17 protein-coding genes are annotated in these 19,593 nt (G+C 72.5%); 9 read left to right on the top strand and 8 right to left on the bottom strand.

The window, feature by feature from the left end:
• Window position 1: 1 nt before the first annotated feature.
• Entirely contained in the window at window positions 2–1,246 is a 1,245-nt protein-coding gene (locus ACFYUV_RS33255; protein ID WP_387675442.1) for a PP2C family protein-serine/threonine phosphatase, read from the bottom strand.
• A gap of 176 nt (window positions 1,247–1,422) precedes the next feature.
• Between ACFYUV_RS33255 and ACFYUV_RS33250 the strand changes: the two genes are divergently transcribed.
• From ACFYUV_RS33250 to ACFYUV_RS33230, 5 genes are all read left to right on the top strand, one after another.
• Window positions 1,423–2,538, top strand: coding sequence for a M24 family metallopeptidase (locus tag ACFYUV_RS33250; RefSeq protein WP_387675439.1), 1,116 nt, complete (start codon window positions 1,423–1,425; stop codon window positions 2,536–2,538).
• A 4-nt stretch (window positions 2,539–2,542) separates the two neighbouring features.
• Window positions 2,543–3,307, top strand: coding sequence for a protein phosphatase 2C domain-containing protein (locus ACFYUV_RS33245; protein WP_387675436.1), 765 nt, complete (start codon window positions 2,543–2,545; stop codon window positions 3,305–3,307).
• A 241-nt stretch (window positions 3,308–3,548) separates the two neighbouring features.
• Window positions 3,549–4,415 (top strand): terpene synthase family protein, encoded by an 867-nt coding sequence (locus tag ACFYUV_RS33240; protein WP_387675433.1) that lies wholly within the window; start codon window positions 3,549–3,551, stop codon window positions 4,413–4,415.
• 248 nt (window positions 4,416–4,663) lie between these two features.
• The gene (locus ACFYUV_RS33235) at window positions 4,664–5,257 is read left to right on the top strand and encodes an ATP/GTP-binding protein (protein ID WP_352326803.1); all 594 of its coding nucleotides are present in this window, start codon (window positions 4,664–4,666) and stop codon (window positions 5,255–5,257) included.
• Window positions 5,258–5,280: 23 nt separating this feature from the next.
• Complete coding sequence (locus tag ACFYUV_RS33230; RefSeq protein WP_387675431.1) at window positions 5,281–5,766, top strand: Lrp/AsnC family transcriptional regulator; 486 nt, start codon at window positions 5,281–5,283, stop codon at window positions 5,764–5,766.
• Between the two features lie 71 nt (window positions 5,767–5,837).
• Here ACFYUV_RS33230 and ACFYUV_RS33225 read toward each other — a convergent pair whose 3' ends face one another.
• From ACFYUV_RS33225 to ACFYUV_RS33200, 6 genes are all read right to left on the bottom strand, one after another.
• The gene (locus ACFYUV_RS33225; RefSeq protein ID WP_387675429.1) at window positions 5,838–6,812 is read right to left on the bottom strand and encodes an N-acetylglucosamine kinase; all 975 of its coding nucleotides are present in this window, start codon (window positions 6,810–6,812) and stop codon (window positions 5,838–5,840) included.
• A complete protein-coding gene (locus ACFYUV_RS33220; protein ID WP_387675427.1) occupies window positions 6,812–8,071 on the bottom strand; it encodes a 6-phospho-beta-glucosidase in 1,260 nt (419 codons plus the stop codon). The genes ACFYUV_RS33225 and ACFYUV_RS33220 overlap by 1 nt, the downstream gene beginning before the upstream one ends.
• On the bottom strand, window positions 8,068–8,958 hold the full coding sequence (locus tag ACFYUV_RS33215) for a carbohydrate ABC transporter permease (protein WP_352350803.1): 891 nt from the start codon (window positions 8,956–8,958) through the stop codon (window positions 8,068–8,070). Before ACFYUV_RS33215 ends, ACFYUV_RS33220 begins: the two co-directional genes overlap by 4 nt.
• Window positions 8,955–9,896 carry a carbohydrate ABC transporter permease gene (locus ACFYUV_RS33210; RefSeq protein ID WP_387675424.1) on the bottom strand — a complete coding sequence of 314 codons (942 nt, stop codon included), beginning with the start codon at window positions 9,894–9,896 and terminating at the stop codon, window positions 8,955–8,957. The genes ACFYUV_RS33215 and ACFYUV_RS33210 overlap by 4 nt, the downstream gene beginning before the upstream one ends.
• A gap of 6 nt (window positions 9,897–9,902) precedes the next feature.
• Complete coding sequence (locus tag ACFYUV_RS33205; RefSeq protein ID WP_387675422.1) at window positions 9,903–11,234, bottom strand: ABC transporter substrate-binding protein; 1,332 nt, start codon at window positions 11,232–11,234, stop codon at window positions 9,903–9,905.
• Between the two features lie 64 nt (window positions 11,235–11,298).
• Window positions 11,299–12,495, bottom strand: coding sequence for an ROK family protein (locus ACFYUV_RS33200; protein WP_387675420.1), 1,197 nt, complete (start codon window positions 12,493–12,495; stop codon window positions 11,299–11,301).
• 314 nt (window positions 12,496–12,809) lie between these two features.
• On the opposite strand from ACFYUV_RS33200, the gene ACFYUV_RS33195 reads away from it, so the two are divergent.
• The 4 genes from ACFYUV_RS33195 to ACFYUV_RS33180 all read left to right on the top strand — a co-directional run bounded on the left by ACFYUV_RS33195 (window position 12,810) and on the right by ACFYUV_RS33180 (window position 18,563).
• Entirely contained in the window at window positions 12,810–15,002 is a 2,193-nt protein-coding gene (locus ACFYUV_RS33195) for a HelD family protein (protein WP_387675417.1), read from the top strand.
• Window positions 15,003–15,521: 519 nt separating this feature from the next.
• A complete protein-coding gene (gene lnt, locus ACFYUV_RS33190) occupies window positions 15,522–17,225 on the top strand; it encodes an apolipoprotein N-acyltransferase (RefSeq protein ID WP_387675414.1) in 1,704 nt (567 codons plus the stop codon).
• Complete coding sequence (locus tag ACFYUV_RS33185; RefSeq protein ID WP_358286574.1) at window positions 17,222–17,968, top strand: polyprenol monophosphomannose synthase; 747 nt, start codon at window positions 17,222–17,224, stop codon at window positions 17,966–17,968. The genes lnt and ACFYUV_RS33185 overlap by 4 nt, the downstream gene beginning before the upstream one ends.
• A 97-nt stretch (window positions 17,969–18,065) precedes the next feature.
• Window positions 18,066–18,563 carry an FxsA family protein gene (locus ACFYUV_RS33180; RefSeq protein WP_364337293.1) on the top strand — a complete coding sequence of 166 codons (498 nt, stop codon included), beginning with the start codon at window positions 18,066–18,068 and terminating at the stop codon, window positions 18,561–18,563.
• A gap of 5 nt (window positions 18,564–18,568) precedes the next feature.
• On the opposite strand, the gene ACFYUV_RS33175 is transcribed toward ACFYUV_RS33180, so the two are convergent.
• Window positions 18,569–19,582 (bottom strand): DUF2804 domain-containing protein, encoded by a 1,014-nt coding sequence (locus ACFYUV_RS33175; protein WP_387675411.1) that lies wholly within the window; start codon window positions 19,580–19,582, stop codon window positions 18,569–18,571.
• Window positions 19,583–19,593 lie beyond the last annotated feature (11 nt).

The raw sequence follows: 19,593 nt of genomic DNA, 5'->3' as shown, positions 1-19,593 counted from the left end.
TCTATGGTCGCACTCCCGCCGCCCTCCCGTCCGGCTCCGGGACGGCGACGGCCAGCAGGCACGCGTCGTCCTCGGGGTTGGGGCCGCCGATGCCGGCCAGCAGGCGGTCGAGCCCGGCGTCGAGGTCGTGGGCGGACAGGCCCCCGGCGGCGTCGAGCACCAGCTCCAGGCCGACGTCGATGTCGCGGGTACGCCGCTCGACCAGCCCGTCGGTGAACATCAGCAGCAGGTCGCCGGGGCGCAGCCGGGTGTGGGCCAGCTCGTAGGGCCGCCCGGAGTCGGCGCCGAGCAGCACGCCGCGCGGCCTGCCCAGCAGGGCCGCCCGGCCCCCGCGCACCAGGATCGGGTCGAGGTTGCCCGCCTGCCCCCAGCTGAACAGCAGCGTCTCGGGGTCGAGGTGGCCGATGACGGCCGTGGCGGTGGTGTCCTTCAGCTGGTGGAGGACGAGGTCGTTGAGCCACGACAGCAGGCGGTCGGCGGGCCGGCCGGTCATGGTGAGGCCGACGAGGGCGTGGCGCAGGTGGGCCATGTGGGCGATGGCGGGCAGCCCGTGGCCCGACACGTCGCCGATGGCCAGCAGCAGGCGGCCGTCGGGCGTGGTCGCGGCCTCGAACCAGTCGCCGCCCAGGCTCGCGGTCTTCTCGGCCGGCACGTAGCGGACGGCGATCCTGGCCCCCGGCAGGTCGAGGCAGCCGGTGGGCGCGGGCAGGATGGCCTCGCGCAGCGCCAGCATCACGTTGCGCTCCTCGGCCGCCTGCTCGCGGGCCTCCAGGAGCTGGCGGCGCGACTCCGACATCATGCGCTCGGCCCGGCGGCGGCCGGTGATGTCCTGGATGACGCCGTGCATGCCGACCGGGCCGCCTGGCGACATCAGCGGTTCGAGCACGACGCGCAGGTCGCGCAGCTCGCCCGTGCCGCGCCTGACGCGGAACTCGGCGTGCACGGGCTCGACGCCCTCCACCACGTGCCACAGCAGCCGGTCGAGCGCGTCGAGGTCGGCCGGCTCGACCATGGCGGCCAGGTCGGGCAGGGACAGCGGCCCCTCCTCACGGTCTCTTCCGAAGATCGCGTAGACCTGGTCGGACCAGACGGCGGCCCCGGTGCGCAGGTTCCATTCGGCCCAGCCCATGTTGCCCAGCCGCTCGGCGTGGGCCAGCCGGACGGCCAGCAGCTCCGCCCCCGCCCCGCGCGCCCGCCCGTGCGGGGCCTCCCTGACCAGCTCTGCCGCGCCTGCGAAGTCGACCATGGCCTCACTCTCAAAGTGCAGTGGAACTGGACAATTGGTCCCACACTACGTGATCAATGTGGAACGGAGTGTAGTCATGGGCTCTCGTGTTGTGAGAAGTTTTCGCGGATTTTAGCCCTCGGCGGACAAGCGGCCTGCTGGAGTGGGGGCGCCGGGCGTCCGAGTAGATTTGGCTCGTGACGTCCTCAGACCTGTATCCCGTGTCCCGTCTTGCCGCCGCGCAGGAGGCCACCGCCAAGGCCGGCCTCGACGCCCTGCTGCTCACCCCCGGGCCCGACCTGCGCTATGTCAGCGGCTACGACGCCAAGCCGCTGGAGCGGCTGACCTGCCTCGTGGTGCCCGCCTCGGGGGAGGCGTACATGATGGTGCCCCGCCTTGAGCTGCCGGCCGCGCAGGCCTCGCCCGCCGCCCGGCTCGGGCTGGAGTTCGTGGCCTGGGACGAGACCGACGACCCCTACGGCATCGCCGCCTCCCGGCTGGGCCGGGTGGCCAAGGTGGGGCTGGCCGACCGCATGTGGGCCATGTCGTCGCTGCGCTTCCGCGACGTGCTGCCGGAGGCGGAGCAGGTGCTGGCCGGCACGGTGCTGCGCGACCTGCGCATGCGCAAGTCGCCGGCCGAGGTGGCGGCCCTGCGCGAGGCCGGCGAGGCCATCGACGCGGTCCACCGGCAGGTGCCCGAGCTGCTGCGCGCCGGTCGCACCGAGCGTGAGGTGGGCCGCGACATCGCCGAGGCGATCCTGGCCGCCGGCCACGCCACGGTCGACTTCGTCATCGTCGCCTCCGGGCCCAACGGCGCCAGCCCCCACCACGACGTGTCCGACCGGGTGATCCAGGCCGGCGAGCCGGTCGTCGTCGACATCGGCGGCCAGCTCCACAACGGCTACTGCTCCGACTCCACCCGCACCTACAGCGTGGGCGAGCCGCCCGCCGAGTTCGCCGCCTACTACGAGGTGCTGCGCCGCGCCCAGGAGGCCGCCTGCGCCGCGGTGCGGCCGGGCGTGTCGTGCGAGTCGATCGACGCGGCGGCCCGCGAGGTCATCGCCGAGGCCGGTTACGGCGACTACTTCATCCACCGCACCGGCCACGGCATCGGCATCGAGACGCACGAGGAGCCCTACATCGTCGCGGGCAACGACGAGCCGATGGAGGCCGGGTTCGCCTTCTCCGTCGAGCCCGGCATCTACCTGCCCGGCCGCCACGGCGCCCGCATCGAGGACATCGTCGTCTGCACCGAGACCGGCGGCGAGCGGCTGAACAACACGCCGCGCGAGCTGGTGACCGTCCAGCCGTAACGGCATGTTCACCGAGGTCAGGTACGCCACCCGGCCCGGGTCGGCGCGGCCCAACGAGGACCTGGCGGTGGCCGGGCCCTCGTGGGCGGTCGTGCTCGACGGGGCCACGGCGGCGGCCGGGGCCGGCGGCGGGTGCGCCCACGGGGTCGCCTGGCTGGTCGGGCGGCTCGGCGGGGCGCTGGCCGCCGGGCTGGCCGCCGACGGGCGCTCGCCGCTGGCCGACATCCTGGCCGAGGCCATCTCCGTCACCATGGGCGCCCACTCGGGCACGTGCGACCTGGGCGACCCCGACTCGCCGTCCACGACCGTGGCCATGATGCGCCTGGGCGGGGGAGTGGTGGAGTACCTCGTGCTGGGGGACTCCCCGGTGGTGCTCGCGCGGGCCGACGGCGGGGCCGAGGTCATCGGCGACGACCGGGTGGAACGGCTGCCGGGCGGGCGGCCGTACTCGGCGGAGCTGGTGCGGCGCATGCGCAACGCCGAGGGCGGGTTCTGGGTGGCCTCCACCCGGCCCGAGGCCGCCGGTCAGGCGGTCAGCGGGGTCGCGGAGGCGTCCGGGCTGCTGGGGGCCGGGCTGTTCACCGACGGGGTGACCCGGCTGGTGGAGTGGTACGGCTGGAGCTGGGAGTCCGTGCTGGCCGAGCTGGCCGGCGGGGGGCCAGGGGCGGTGATCTCGGCCGTACGGGGGTTGGAGGTCGAACGCGGGGCGGTGCGCGGCAAACCCCACGACGACGCCACCGCCCTCTGGGCCGCCTTCCCTTCCTCCTGACTTCGCCCCGCTGCCACCTGATGCCCCGCTCCCACCTGACGCCGCCTTCCGGCTGACGGTGCCCTTTGCGTGACGCCGCCCTTCCGTCTGGCTTGCGTCGCCGCCCCTTCGCCGGTTCGCGGAGGTGGGAATGGCTTGATGGGTGTATGTGATCATGAAAGAATTCTTCGGCAGGTGCATTCGTCCGGCCGACTGTTGGGGGGCGTCGCCATGAGCTGTGTACCGTGCGGGTGGCCCTAGGGTGCCCGGCGAGGAGCTGGAGGAGGCGTACCGGCTCGGCCGCACCTGCGCCCTGGCCGCCGAGTGCGGCAGGGACCTGCGGCGTTGCGCCCAGCTGTACGACGGCCTGTTCCCCGGCGCCGCCTTCGACACCGAGTTCTACCAGGCTCTGACGCTCGGCACCGCCTTCAGCGCCCCCTGGGCGGGCGCCGGCGGGCTGAAGGCGGTCAACCGCAGCGCCCTGTGGGTGCTGGCCGTCGGCCGTCTGGTCGACCACACCGCCACCACCCGCGAGCAGGTCGACCGGCTGACGCGCGAGTGCGTGGAGGTCGCCGGCGGTGCGGTGCCGCGGTCGCCGGTCACCCGCTTCCTGGCCGACCTGCGTGACGAGCTGGCCACCGTCGAGGGGTTCGGGCCGGCGCAGCGGCTCTGGCACGACCAGCTCGCCCGGACGCTGGCCGGCATGGCCAGGGCCTGGGTGTGGCGGGACACCAGCGCCGTGCCCACCCTGGAGCGCTACCTCGACAACGCCGACAGCCGCGGCTCCTGCTTCGTGGACCTGTCCCACTGGATCTACACCGGCGACGGCTGGACCAGGGGCCACCTGGACGAGCTGCGGACGGTCAGCCGCCAGGTGCAGCGATACCTGCACCTGCTCGGCGACGTCGCCTCCTACCGCAGGGACCTGAGCTGGGGCGACCTGAACGTGCTGGGGCTCGGGGTCACCGGCGGCGAGGTCACCACGGCGATGGCCGGCCTGGCCCGCGAGGCGACCGGCCTGATCGAGGCGTTGCGCGGCTGCAGCCCGCGGGCGGCCGCCTACCTGGGCCGACGGATCGGCTTCAACGCCGGCTTCACCGGCATTTCGGACCTGGGCCCCGCAACCTAACGATCTCGTCGAATAAGCTGACAAGCCTCTTGACCGCCCGTCGCCCGCCAGGCGATTTATAGGACTACCGACGATAAATCGTGACATTTGGTTCGTTGTAAAAGTTTATGTCTTGAGTGGAAAATGTGGCGTTGCTAGGGTGGCTCGATGCCAGGCACGGCGTACGGCCTTCACCACGCGCCTTGACAGATTTCACTGACCAGGCGCGAAGGCCACGACGTGCGCGGGACCTGTACGGGCGGTGCTGGATGGAATTCGGTCGCGTCGACCGTTGGAGGCTGCCGACCGCGATCAAGATCTTGATCGCCGGCGGATTCGGCGCGGGCAAGACCACCATGGTCGGCGCGGTCTCCGAGACCCGCCCGCTGCGCACGGAAGAGGCGCTCACCCACGTCGGCACGCACGTCGACGACCTGTCGGGCGTCGAGCGCAAGCTCACCACCACCGTCGCGATGGATTTCGGCCGCATCACCATCCGCGACGACTACATGCTCTACCTGTTCGGCACCCCGGGTCAGGAACGTTTCTGGTTCGTGTGGGACGAGCTGGCCATGGGCGCGCTGGGAGCCGTGGTGCTGGCCGACACCCGCCGCCTGGCCGACTGCTTCCCGGCCGTCGACTACTTCGAGAAGCGCGAGCAGCCGTTCATCATCGCGCTCAACTGCTTCGAGGGCACCCGGCCGTTCACCGTCGGCGAGGTGCGCTCGGCCATCGGGCTGGAACCCGACGTGCCCATCGTGCTGTGCGACGCCCGCCGGCGCGACTCCGGCCGCCAGGTGCTCATCACCCTGGTCGAGCACGCGATGAACCGAGGGGTCGCTCCCGTCGGGACCATGTCGTGACCATCACCGGCTACCTTTGACCGATGGAGGAGATCGACCGCCGGATCGTCACGCTGCTCGCCCACGACGGCCGCATGAGTTTCACCGACCTGGCCAGGGAGACCGGGCTCTCCGTCTCCGCGGTCCACCAGCGCGTACGCCGCCTGGAGAAGCGCGGCGTCGTCCGCGGCTACGCCGCCGTCATCGACCACGACGCGATCGGGCTGCCGCTGACCGCGTTCGTGTCGATCAAGCCCATCGACCCCGCCGCGCCCGACGACGCCCCCGTGCGGCTGGCCCATCTGAGCGCCATCGAGGCCTGCCACAGCGTCGCCGGGGACGAGAGCTACATCCTCAAGGTGCGCGTGGCCTCGCCGGTGGCGCTGGAGGACCTGCTGCAGCAGATCCGCGCCTCGGCCAACGTCTCCACCCGCACCACCGTGGTGCTGAGCACGCCCTACGAGCACCGCGCCCCCGTCGTCGCCCCCGACGTCACGCCCGCCGAGCCCGACCAGAACACCTCCGCCTGAAGCCCACCGGGCGCCGCCCCCCCCGCAGGACCGGCGCCCGGGGCGCGTACCCGATGAGCGGGACACGCGCGTCAGCGGGTGACCGGGAGCGCGAAGTGGGAGCGCAGCCGGGCCAGCGCGCTCTCCGGAGCGCCCAGGTGCTCCAGTCCCAGCAGCGCCGCCCCCGCCACCGGCGGCAGGTCGGCCACCACGAGCTCGGCCCGCGGCGCCCTGGCCGCGAACGCCGCCTCCAGCAGCGGCGTCAGCAGCGGGTCGCGGGCCGTCAGCATGCCGCCGCCGAGCACCACCTCGACCGGCGTCGCCAGCAGGCCGAGCCGCCGCAGGCACACCTCGGCCATCACGGTGACCTCCTCGGCCTGCCGCTGGACCAGCGACCGGGCGACCGCGTCCCCGTCCGCCGCGACGGCCAGCACGCCGGGGGCCAGCTCGTGCAGCCGGCCTTCGTCCACGCGCCCGAAGTGCAGGTCGAGCACCAGCTCCTCGACGGTGGACGTGCCGAAGTGGGCCGTGACCAGCTCCGCCAGGGCCGTCGGGGCGCCGCGGCCGTCCTCGGCGCGCACGGCGTGCCACAGCGCCTCCTCGGCCACGCCCTGGCCGCCGCCCCAGTCGCCGCTGATCCGGCCGAGCGAGGGGAAGCGGGCGACCTGCCCGCCGGGGGAGACGCCGACCGCGTTGATGCCCGCGCCGCACACCACCGCGACCCCCCACGGGGCCGACGTGCCGGCCCGCAGCAGCGCGAAGGTGTCGTTGCGGACCACCACGTCGCCGAACCCGCGGGCGGCGAACTCGGCGGCCAGCGCCTCCTCCTCCACCGGGAAGTCGGCCCCGGCCAGGCAGGCCGACACGTGGCGGAACGCCTGGGCCGGCAGGCCGGTGCGGGCCGCCGCCTCGGCCACCACGTCCACGGCCGCCGCCACGCCCGCGCTCTGCGGCTCGAAGGGACCCGCCCGGCCGGTCGCGACCACCTCGCCGTCGTCCGCGACCACCGCGACGTCGGTCTTGCTGTTGCCGCCGTCGACGGCCAGGAGCAGCCGGGGGCCCGCCACTAGCCCACCGTCCAGGGCAGGTGCTCGCGGTTGGCCGCCAGCAGCAGGCCGGTCAGCTCCTCGGCGACGTCGTCCTGGCCGATCAGCGGGTGCGCCAGCAGAGCGTCGCGCACCCGGTCCGCGCCGCCCCGGCGGGCGGCGTCCAGGGCCAGGGTCTCGTACGCCGACACGTGCGCGATCAGCCCCGCGTACAGCGGCTCGACGGGCGGCGCCGGCAGCGGCGCGGCGCCGGCGGCGGTGATGGCCGCGGGCACCTCGATGACGGCGTCGTCGTCCAGGAAAGGCAGGGTGCCCTGGTTGCGCACGTTGACGACCTGGGCGTCGCCCCGGTCGCCGAGCAGCGAGGCGATCAGCGCCACCGCCGACTCGGAGTAGAACGCGCCGCCCCGCCGGTCCAGCAGCTCCGGCTTGGTCACCACCGACGGGTCGCCGTACATCTCCAGCAGCCGCGCCTCCATCTCGGCCACCTCGGCGGCCCGGGACGGCTTGTCGCGCTGCTCGCGCACCACCGCGTCGTGGGCGTAGAAGTAACGCAGGTAGTACGACGGGATGACGCCGAGCCGCCGGATCAGCTCCACCCGCAGCCCGAGGGCTTCGGCGATCTCCTCGCCGGCCCGGTCGATGATGTCGGGCAGCACGTCCCGGCCGTCGAGATGGACCGAACGCTCCCAGCTCAGGTGGTTCAGCCCGACATGCCCCAGCGAGATGCGGCCGGGGTCGACGCCCAGCCCGGCGGCGAAGCGGCGCTGGAAGCCGATCGCGACGTTGCACAGCCCGATGGCCCGGTGGCCGGCGTCGAGCAGCGCCCTGGTGACGATGCCGACCGGGTTGGTGAAGTCGATGATCCAGGCGTCCGGGGCCTGCCGGCGCACGATCTCGGCCAGCTCCAGCACGACCGGGACCGTGCGCAGCGCCTTGGCCAGGCCGCCCGCGCCGGTCGTCTCCTGGCCCACGCAGCCGCACTCCAGCGGCAGCGTCTCGTCGATGTTCCTGGCCGCCTGCCCGCCCACCCGGAGCTGGAACAGCACGACCTGGGCCCCTGCGACTCCCTCGGCCACCGAGGAGGTGGCCAGCACGCGCGCCGGATGCCCGGCGTGCGCCAGCATGCGCCGCGACATCCCCGACACCAGCTCAAGACGGGACGGATCCGGATCGATGAGGGCGATCTCCGTCACGGGCAGCTCGTCACGCAGCCGCGCGAACCCGTCGACCAGCTCCGGCGTGTACGTCGAGCCGCCCCCGACCACGGCGAGTTTCAACCCTTCACTCCTGTCAAGGTCACGCCCTCGATGAAGACTTTCTGGGCGAGGAAGAACACGATGATCACCGGGGCGGTCACCAGCAGGGTGGCGGCCATGGTGAGGTTCCACTGGACGCTGTGGAACGCCTTGAACGTGGCCAGGCCGAGCGAGAGCGTCCAGCCCTCCTGCTCGACGCCGGCGTACAGCAGCGGGCCGTAGTAGTCGTTCCAGCAGTAGAAGAACTGGAACAGGGCGACGGCGGCGACCGCCGGACGGGCCATCGGCAGGATCACCCGCACCAGCGTCCTGAAGTCCGAGCAGCCGTCCACCTTGGCCGCGTCGATGTACTCGCGCGGGATGGTGATCAGGAACTGGCGGAGCAGGAAGATCGAGAACGCGTCGCCGAACAACATCGGCAGGATCAGCGGCCACAGGCTGTCGGTCAGCCCCAGCCGGGCCCACACCAGGTAGATCGGCACCGCGATGACCTGCGGCGGCAGCATCATGGCGGTGATCACCAGCAGGAACGCCGCCCGGCGTCCCCGGAAGCGGAAGCGGGCCAGCGCGTAGGCCACCGGGATCGAGGAGGCCAGCGTGAAGACCGTGCCGAGGCCGGCGTACAGCAGCGTGTTGATCCCCCAGCGCAGCAGCTTCGACTTCTCGAACACCACCACGAAGTTGTCGAAGTTCCACGTGCGCGGCCACAGGTCGCCGGTCAGCGCCTGCTCGTCGGTCATCAGCGCGGTCAGCGTCAGGAACACCACCGGCGCCAGGAACATCAGGGCCAGCACGATCGCCGTCGCGTGCGTGGCGATCCACATCAGCGTGCGCCGCCGCCGCGCCCTGACCCCCTGCCGCCGCGCGGGGGCCGCGGGCGGGGCGGGGGCGGTCATGGTCGCGCTCATATCGCCTCCTCGGCCCGGCGGAACTGCCGCAGCAGGATCAACGTGAAGATCATCGACGTGGCGAACAGCAGCAGCGCCAGCACGCACGCGTAGCCCATCGTCCAGTCGCGGAAGCCCGACTGGAAGAGCCACTGAGGCAGCGTCAGCAGCGACTCGTCCGGGTAGCCGGGGGTGAAGGTGGAGCCGGGGGAGTCGGTCGCGCCCGAGGCCACCCGGGAGGCGATCATCGCCTGGGTGAAGTACTGCAGGGCGTAGATGACGTTGGTGACCAGGGCGAACATCAGCACCGGCGCGATCGTCGGCAGCGTCACGCTGCGGAACTGCCGCCAGGCCCCGGCGCCGTCGATGGCGGCGGCCTCGTACAGGTGCCGGGGGACGTCCAGCAGCGCCGCCATGAAGATCACGGCGAGCTGGCCGCAGCTCCACAGCGACAGCAGCGTCAGGCTCGGCTTGGACCAGGCCGGGTCGCCGAACCAGTCGGGCCCGTGGATGCCGAACAGGGCCAGGAACTTGTTCCACGGCCCGGTGGCCGGGTTCATCAGGAAGACGAAGGTGATCGTCCCGGCCGCCAGCGGGACCAGCGACGGCAGGTAGAAGATCGTCCGCAGCACGCCGACGCCGGCCTTGAGCCGGACCACGAGCTGCGCCAGGGCCAGGGAGAACAGCACCGTGGCCGGCACCATGATCGCCACCAGCCACAGCGTGTTCTTGGCCGACATCGCGACCCGCGGGTCGTGCAGCAGGTAGGCGTAGTTGTCCAGCCCGATGAACTCCGGCGTGCTGGTCATGTCGTAGCGGTAGAAGGAGAAGTACACCGTGGACAGCAGCGGATAGACGAAGAAGATCGACACTCCGGCGATCCACGGCGACAACCACAGCAGGGCGCGCAGGCCCTCGCCGCGCCGCCTCGGCGGCGCGGCGTGGGGGGAGGAGGCCATCGCCGATCAGCCCCCGGACAGCTTCAGCTTGTCGTCGATCTGCTTGTCCACGCCCTTGAGCCCGGCGTCGAGGTCGGTGACCGCGCCCTTCTCCCACTTGACGACGAAGGTCGCCAGCGCCTCCTGGTTGAACACGCTGTTGACGCTCGGCGGCAGCGTCGAGGTCTTGGGATGGGAGAAGACGTCGAGGAAGGTGGCGAAGTTCGCGTCCTTGGCCAGGTCGGGCGATTCCATCGCGGCCTTGGTCGTGGGCACGTTGCGCAGGGCGTTGGAGAGCGTCACCAGCGAGCTGGTGTCGGTGGTCAGGTACTTGACCAGCTCCCAGGCCTGCTGCGGGTTCTTGGCGCCCTTGGGGACGCCGATGACGGTGCCGGCGGTGAAGCCGCTGCCGTACAGGTCGGGCTTGTCGTCGGCGACCGGCAGGGGAGCGGTGGCGTAGTCGAGCTTCTTGGCGTCGTTGGCGATCATGGCGTTGCGCCATTCGCCGTCCAGCACCATCGCGATCTTGCCCTTGTAGAACGGGTGGTCGGCGCTCCACTCGTCGCCCAGGCTCTTGCGGAACTTCTCCAGCTTGTCGTAGCCGTACCAGTCGATGAGGTCCTTCTGCCAGCGCAGCAGGGCCTTCCACGCCGGGTCGGTGCCGATGGCCGAGGTGCCGTCGGCGTTGTACCAGGTGGCGCCGACCATGGGGGCCAGGTGGCTGGGGCTGTTCTCGTAGTACTGCGTGCTGGGGACGAACCCGGCCACCTTGATGTCGCCGTTCGCGTCCCGCACGGTCAGCTTCTTGGCCAGCTCGGCCAGCTCGGTCAGCGTCTTGGGCGGCTGGTTGCCCTTCATCAGGGCCTTGTTGTAGTAGAGGCCGTACGCGTCGGCCAGGAGCGGCAGCGTGCACTGCCGGCCGCCGAAGCCGGTGTAGGTACGCGCCACCTCGGGCAGCACCGACAGGTCGATGCCGTCCTGCTTGATGACCGGGGTGAGGTCCTGGAACGATCCCGACCTGCACCACTGGGCGACGTTGTCCGTCGTGAACGAGGCCGCCACGTCCGGCGCGTTGCCGCCCCGGATGGCCTGCGTGATCTGGTCGTCCTGGACGCCCTTGGTGGCCTTGACGGTGATCTGCGGGAACTTGGCGTGGAACCCGGCGATGGCCTGCTCGAACGCCTTGACCTCGGCGTCGGTGGAGAATCCGTGCCAGAGCTGGATGGTGGCCGCCGGGAGGGCCGCGGAGGCCGAGCCCGAGGGTCTGGGCTGGGAGCCGAGCGAGGGCCCGGCCTCCCTGCCGGCGGTGCAGGCGGCGAGCGCGAGGATCGCGACGGCCGCCAGGGGGACGAAGCGCACGGGGGGTGCCTCCTACCGCTGGGGGATCATGAAGGGAGGGTGGAACGGGATGGAGAAAGAGGCTCTAGGAAGGGACGGTCGAGCTGAAGACCTCGTCGCGCACGGTGTCCAGGGCCAGGTCGAGCGCGCCGGCCAGCACCGGGTTGCCCTCCACGTGCGACAGCCGCACGACGGGGCGGGGGATGGTGAGGGCGTGCAGCTCGTGCTCGACCAGCTCGCGCAGCGGCTCGCCGCCCGACAGCACGACGCCGCCGGTCAGCACGATCAGGCCGGGGTCGATGACGGAGGTGATGGCCGCCAGGCCCACCGCCAGGCGGGCGGCGATGTCGCGCAGCCCCGCCCTGGCGTCGTCGGCCTTCTGCCCCGAGCCCTCCGACACGCGTACCGCCTTGGCGATGGCCTGGCGGAAGTCGGTGCCGTGCACGCCGTAGGAGCGCAGCAGCCGCAGCACGGCCGGGCCGCCGGTGAGCGCCTGGTAGCCGTGGTTGGCGTAGCGGCCGGCCTCGCGCGCCGTCGGCGCGCCCGGGGTCGGCATGTACCCGACCTCGCCCGCGCCGCCGGTCGCGCCCCTGTGCATGCGCCCGCCGAGCACGATGGCCGAGCCGATGCCCTCGTCGGCCCACAGCAGCACGAAGTCGGAGTGCCCGCGCGCCGCGCCGTGCGCCTGCTCGGCCAGGGCGACGAGGTTGACGTTGTTCTCCACGTCCACGGCCGTGCCGAGACCCGCGCTGAGGGTGGGCACGAGGTCGTCGATCTGCCAGCCGGGCACGTCCTTGGCGGCGGCGTAGCCGAGCCGGCCGGTGGCCGGGTCGATCGCCGCCTGCACGCCGATCACGACCCGGCGCAGCTTGTCCGGCGGGTTCGCGCCGGCCAGCGCCGCGCCCAGCCGGTCGACCAGCTCGCCGCCCGGCCGCCGGGGCGTGGGCAGCGTGTACGAGCCCACGACCGTGCCGGTGATGTCGGCGACGCGGGCCTCGATGCGGTCGGGGGTGACGTCGAGGGCGCCCACGTGGGCCGCCGCCGGGTTGATCCGGTAGACCTCGGCGGTACGGCCCGGCAGGCCCTCCCTGATGCCGTCCAGGATCACCAGTCCGGCGTCCTGAAGGCGCGACAGCAGCTGGGAGGCGGTGGGCTTGGACAGGCCCGTCAGTGCGCCCAGCTCCGGGCGGGTCAGCGACCCGCGCTCAAGGAGCGCCCGCAGGGCCGCGCGGTCGTTGATCGCGCGCAGCAGGCTGGGCGTTCCCGGAACCGGACCGCTCATCAGGAGGACTCCTTCGACGAAGTTAGGAAACTTTCCTAACTCGTGAACATAGGGAGTTCTCCCATACTGGTCAAGAGGGCGAAACCAAGCCGTGACCCGGAAGGGGGAAGGGAAGATGGGAGTGCCTCGACAGGCGTGCTAATGTCATCGTTTGTCGCAACAACAAGCAGAATGGCCCGGAGTGTCCCATTAACCACAATAATGGTCAGGCGGCAACTCGTCAAACGGAGCTCGCCAAGGAGCAGTCTTACGTCACCGGTCTGTACGACCGCCTCGACGAGCTGCGCGAGCGCACCCAGCGCCGGCTCAAGGAGGTGCTGGCCACGGGCGCCGTCGGCACGATGCAGAACAGATCCGAGCGCGACTCCTTCGCCGACATGTACGCCGGGCGGCTGGCCCGGCTCTGGGCGGTGGAGCGCGGCCTGGTTTTCGGCCGGCTCGACCACGTCGAGGAGGGCCGGCTCTACATCGGCAAGCTCGGCCTCACCGACGACGAGCAACGACGCCTGCTCATCGACTGGCGCGCGCCCGTCGCGCAGCCGTTCTACCGCGCCACCCCCGCCGCGCCCATGGGCGTGACCAGGCGCCGCCACCTGCAGACCAGGGAGCGCAGCGTCGTCGGCGTCGACGACGACCTGCTCGACCTCGACGCGCTCACCGAGGACGACCGCGCCACCCTCAACGGCGAGGCCGCGCTGCTGGCCGCCCTCGACGAGCGCCGCACCGGCCGGATGCGCGACATCGTCGCCACCATCCAGGCCGAGCAGGACCGCGTCATCCGCAGCGACCTCAACGGCGTCCTGGTCGTGCAGGGCGGCCCCGGCACGGGCAAGACCGTCGTGGCCCTGCACCGGGCCGCCTACCTGCTCTACACCCACCGGGAGCGCCTGGAGCGCAGGGGCGTGCTCATCCTCGGCCCCAACCTCACCTTCCTGCGCTACATCGAGCAGGTTTTGCCCTCGCTCGGCGAGACCGACGTGCTGCTGTCCACCGTGGGCGAGCTGTACCCGGGCGTGACCGCCACTCGGCGCGACCGTCCGGAGGTGGCCGCGGTCAAGGGCGACGCGCGGATGGCCCAGGTGATCGAGCGCGCGGTGCGCGAGCGGCAGAAGGTGCCGCGCAAGCCCATCGAGCTGACGATGGGCCGGCTGACGCTCACCGTCGACCGGGCCATGCTCGACGCGGCCAAGAACAAGGCCGTGCGCTCGCGCCGCCCGCACAACCAGGCGCGCGCCGTGTTCGTCAGGTCGCTGCTGAACGCGCTGGCCCGGCAGCAGGCCCGCAAGATCGGCAAGGGGCTCATCGACGACGACGAGCTGGCCGACCTGCGCGAGGAGCTGCGGACCGAGCCGGTGGTCAAGGCGGCGCTCAACCGGCTGTGGCCGTACCTGACGCCCCAGCGGCTGCTGCTCGGCCTGTACGGGTCGCCCGAGCGGCTCGACGCGGCGGGGGGCGTCCTCAGCCCCGCGGAGAGGGCGCTGCTGCGCCGCGACTCGGCCGAGTGGACCGACTCCGACGTGCCGCTGCTGGACGAGGCCGCCGAGCTGCTGGGCGACATCGACGAGCACGTGCTGCGCGCCTCGGCGATGCAGGCCGAGGAGGAGCTGGCCGCGGCCCGCCAGGCCGAGGAGCACCAGCGCGAGGCCGAGCTGGCCTACGCGCGCGAGGTGCTGGAGCTGACCGGCCTGTCCGACGTCATGGAGGCCGAGCGGCTGGCCGAGCGCCAGCGCGGCGACGGCCCCTACCTCACCACCGCCGAACGCGCCGCCGCCGACCGCACCTGGGCCTACGGGCACGTGATCGTGGACGAGGCGCAGGAGCTGTCGCCGATGGCCTGGCGGGCGGTCATGCGGCGCTGCCCGACGCGGTCGATGACGATCGTCGGCGACATCGCCCAGACCGGCTCGGCGGCGGGGGCGCGCTCGTGGGCGCAGGTGCTGGACCCGTACGTGGCCGGGCGCTGGCGTCAGGAGCGGCTGACGGTCAACTATCGCACGCCCGTGGAGCTCATGGAGGTGGCCGCGCGGGTGCTGGCCACCATCGACCCGGCCCTGGAGGCGCCGACGTCCGTGCGCGAGCTCGGCGCGCGGCCCTGGTCGGCGCCGCTGCCCGCGCTGCCCGAGCTGGCCAGGTCCGAGGTCGGGGAGGGCGGCAAGGTCGCCGTGGTGGTGCCCGACGCGCTGCTGGACACGCTCGGCGCGCGGCTGGTCGCGGCGGTGGAGGGCGCCGCGGTGGTCACGCCCGGCGCCGGACGGGCCGCCGGGGCCGCCGCTCTCGACGCGCCCCTCGCGGTGATGGGCGTGGCCGACGCCAAGGGCCTGGAGTTCGACTCGGTGATCGTGGCCGAGCCGGACCTCATCGCCGCCCAGTCGCCACGCGGGCCGAGCGACCTGTATGTTGCTCTGACGCGTGCCACGCAACGGCTGGGCGTCGTCCACGAAGGGCCGTTGTCGCAGGCGCTGTCGGGCCTGCCGGGCAGGTCCCCGACGTCGGCAAATGGGCTTTGACCCGCTTTACGACGGCAGGCCGAACATGTCCCACCTGCGGAAACTTGATGTTCCCGCTGATCGGGACACGGTTGACATCTGAGGTGGAGTCGGTAGTTTGCTGCGCAGTCCAGCACGGGACTTGGCCGGTTGGCCGTCTCTGACATCGCCGGATCCTGCGTCCGTGACGGAGCGTGACTTCGTCCACACAGCCAGGTGCAGGGCCGTCGGTCCGTCGAGTCGGGGCACCCCAACCGGTTGGGGGGTTGGACCCGGGACGGGTCCGGGAGCCCAGTAGACAACGGAATTCCGCGCTCGCCGCCGACGAGACGGGTCCGGTCCGAAGGGTTTCCGGGCCCTCTTCCCGCTCTCGTGCGCAGGATCGCGGATCGCGCCGGGTGATCCCGTCCCAACGGGATCACCCAGCCGGCCGCCTGTGAGCGGCCGTTTTCGATCTCCGCGTGCGCCGCTGGCTTGAGCGCGGCCCCGGGGCGGTAGCGTTTTCGCAAGCAGGCGTGCGATTTTGCGAGGAGACCCGGCGTGGTTCAGGACAAGACGAGCGTTCCGCCCGTCCCCGGGCGCGAACCGGCTCCCGAGGCGGACGCCACCGCCGCCGAGACCGCCTCCTCTGCGGGTGAGAGCGATCGCGCCAAGGGCGAGGGCCGGTGGGTGCTCGTCGCGCGGGTCGCGGCCATGGTCGCCGGCGGGCTGCTGCTCTACACCGCCTTCCCGCCGCTCGACTGGTGGCTGTGCGCGCCGGTCGGCATCGGGCTGATCGTCGCCGGCCTCTACCGCGCCCGTCCCCGGCGCGCCGCGTGGCTGGGTTATCTGGGCGCCGCCGTGTTCCTGTTCCCGGCCCTGGCCTGGGTGCGCACGATCGGTGACGACGTCTGGGTCATGCTGGTGGCCACCGAGAGCGTGTTCTACGCCGTCATGGCCGCCCTGGCGGCCCTGGTGTTCCGGCTGCGGCTGTGGCCGCTGTGGTTCGGCGCGCTGTGGGTGATGATGGAGTGGGCCCGCGGCCTGGTGCCCGTCGGCGGCTTCCCGTGGGCGCGGGTGGCCTTCAGCCAGGGCGAGTCGCTGTTCACCTCCTACGCCGCGCTGGGCGGCGCGCCGCTGGTGTCCTTCGCCGTCACGCTGTGCGGCGCCCTGCTGGCCCACGCCGTCCTGGTACGGCCCGCCGCCACCGCGGGCAAAGCCGCGAACAAAGCCGCGGGCAAAGCCGCGGGCAAAGCCGCGGGCAAGGCTGTGAACAGAGCGGTGCGCAGGGCCGTCCCGGTGGCCGCGGCGCTGGCCGTGCCGCTGCTCACGCTGGCCATCCCGAGGCCGGGCGACGAGGGGCGCTCGATCAACGTCGGCATCGTGCAGGGCAACGTCCCGGGGCGGGGCATGCACCCGCTCGGCGACGAGCCGGCCGTCGTCCTGCGCAACCACGCCGAGGAGACCAAACGCCTGGCCGACGCCGTGCGCGCCGGGGCCCTGCCCAAGCCCGACATCGTCGTCCTGCCCGAGAACTCCACCGACATCGACCCCTACACCAGCGCCTTCGCCCGCCAGGTCATCGACGAGTCGGTCAAGTACGTCGGCGTCCCCACCCTGGTCGGCGCCGTCGTGGCCATCGGCGACGAGCACCGCGCCACGCGCAGCCTGGTGTGGGACCCGGTGAGCGGTCCCGGCGCCTACTACGACAAGCAGCACCTGGTGCCGTTCGGGGAGTACACGCCGTTCAAGGAGATCGTGCTGGCCCTGTGGGAGCGGGCCAACCTGGTCGGCCGCCAGTCGGTCGCGGGCACCAGGCCGGGCGACCTGAAGCTCGGCCCGGTCACCATCGGCGCGGTCAACTGCTACGAGGTGGCCTACGACGACACCGTGCGCGGCACCGTGCGCGCCGGTGGCACCCCGCTGGTGGTGCAGACCAACAACGCCAGCTACGCGCTGTCCAACCTGCCCCCGCAGCAGCTCGCGATGTCCAAGCTGCGGGCCGTCGAGCACAACAGGGCCGTCGTCACGGCCGCCACGACCGGGATCTCCGCATATGTCACGCCTGACGGTAAGGTCTCCTGGCAGACCCGTGAACTTGTCCCTGACATGAACGTGGTCAAGGTGCCCGTACGCACCCAGGAAACGATCGCCACAAAGGTGGGCGAGCTTCCTGAATGGGCATTGATGTTGATGGGAGCGGTGGCTGTGGGAGTCGCCGCACGGCGCGGCAGGCGAGGCGACCGAATGGGGAACGGCTCATGATGGAGACTGTCGGCCGGGTGCTCGTCGTCGTCCCGACCTACAACGAGCGCGACAACCTGCCCGCGATCGTCGAGCGGGTGCGCGCCGCCGTGCCGGACGCCCACGTGCTGGTGGCCGACGACAACAGCCCCGACGGCACCGGCGAGGTCGCCGACGCCCTGGCCGAGGCCGACGAGCACGTCCACGTGCTGCACCGGCCGGGCAAGCAGGGGCTCGGCGCGGCCTACATCGCCGGGTTCCGCTGGGGCCTGGGCGAGGGCTACGACGTGCTGGTCGAGATGGACGCCGACGGCTCCCACCAGCCCGAGGAGCTGCCCAAGCTGCTGCAGGCGCTGGCCGACGGCGCCGACCTGGCGATCGGCTCCCGCTACGTGCCCGGCGGCAAGGTGGTCAACTGGCCCCACCGGCGCGAGCTGCTGTCCAAGGGCGCCAACATCTACACCCGGGTGATGCTCGGCCTGCCGGTGCGCGACGCCACCGCCGGTTTCCGCGCCTACCGGGCCGCCACGCTGGAGAAGGTGGGCCTGGCCGGGGTCGAGTCGCAGGGCTACTGCTTCCAGGTCGACCTCACGCTCCGCACGTCCAGGCACGGGCTGCGGGTGGTGGAGGTGCCGATCACGTTCGTCGAGCGCACGGTCGGCAAGAGCAAGATGAACGGCAAGGTCATGTCCGAGGCGCTGTGGCGCATCGGCATGTGGGGCGTCACCGGCCTGCCGCGCCGCCTGCGCCGCACCCGCGGCTGACCGGCGGCTGACGGGCGCCCGAGGATCCGCGTCCAGGAACGCGCGCGGCCCGCCGGACGTTGTTCCTGATGTACGTGTGCGCGGAATCGAGGAAACGATGCGGCTGCTGCTGTTGCTGGCCCTGCTGGGCGTCCCGGTGCTGGAGGTCTGGCTGCTGATCCAGGTCGGATCGATGATCGGCGGATGGCCGACCGTCGGCCTGCTCGTCGCGGGCAGCCTGCTGGGCGCCTGGCTGGTGCGCCGTGAGGGCCGCCGGGTCTGGCGGCGTCTGCAGGCGGCGCTGTCGGAGGGCCGGGTGCCCGACCGGGAGCTGGCCGACGGTGGCCTGGTGCTGGCCGGCGGCGCCCTGCTGATGATCCCGGGCTTCTTCACCGACGTCGTGGGCTTCGTCTTCGTGCTGCCCTTCACCCGGCCGCTGATGCGGCGGCTGGCGTCGTCGTTCTTCGACCGGCGGGTCAAGCGGGTGGCGGCGGCCTCGCCGTACGCGAACATGTTCCCGTCGGCGCCCGGCGTGGACCGGGCCCCGCAGGGCGGCAAGGTCGTGCACGGCGAGGTCATCCGCGGCGAGGTCATCCACGACGACCGCGACGCCTGACGGCGCTACCAGCGCCGGTAGACCTCCTCGGCCCAGCCGTACAGGCCGTCGATCGTGACGCGCTCGCCGTCGTCGGCGACGACCGTGCCGCGGTAGTGGCCGAACGCCTGGGCCTCCTGGCTGCGCATGTAGAACGCGCGCCGCACGTCTGCCTCGCGCACGTGCTCGGGGACGAACTCCAGGTCCACGCGCTCGCCCTCGATGCGCCAGGGCGCCCGCCAGTCGGTGGTGTCGTACCGCCAGACCAGCTCCTCGCTGATCTTGTGCAGGCGGCCGTCGAGGATCAGGCCGTTCTCCACGCTGCCGGTGCCGTCGGTCCACTTGCCGCCGATCTGCAGGGCGACGTCGCGGCCGCCGGGACGTCCGGCGGCGGCGCCCCAGTTCCAGCGGATGTCGCCGGGCCAGCGCCCGCGGCCGAGGTCGAGCGTGGCCAGGGCGTCGGCGGGGTCGAACTCGTAGGTCAGGCCGCCCACGCGCACGGTGCCCTCGGCGGGCCGGCCGACGTCCTTGACCGTGTACTGGAAGCGGCGCGGGCCCCAGGGCACCACGACCGACAGGCTCTCGCGGCCCGGCACCCGGCGCACCAGCACGTCGGCGGCGATCTCGGCCGACTTCAGCCGCAGCCGGGTGCCGTCGGCGGTCTCGTCGACGCTGATGCGGACCGGGCCGGCGCCGATGCGCACGCTGCCCTCGCCGCCGCGCTCGGAGAAGGCCACGCCCCTGGCCGGGACGAGCAGGCCCCGGCTGGAGACCTGCTCGCCGGTGCGCCGGTCGAGGAAGAACGCCGACTCGCCGGCCAGGTAGTCGAGGCTGCTGGCGCTGAAGGCGAACACGTGGCCGGGGCTGGTGACGCACCAGTAGTCCCAGCGCATGGTGCGGCCCCAGCCGCGGATGTTGGCGCGATGCAGCGGGGTGCGGCTCCAGCCGACCGCGGCCGGGTTGAGCCGGCCGTCGGGCAGGCACAGGTCGACCCGGCGGGTGATCTCGCGCTCGGCGACCGCGCGCGGGCTCGTCTTCATCGTGCTCTCCG

Origin of the sequence: Nonomuraea sp. NPDC003560, from assembly GCF_042878785.1 — a bacterium.
GTDB lineage: Bacteria > Actinomycetota > Actinomycetes > Streptosporangiales > Streptosporangiaceae > Nonomuraea.
The sequence above is the reverse complement of the archived record's forward strand: the minus strand, read 5'-3'. Positions and strand labels throughout refer to the sequence as shown.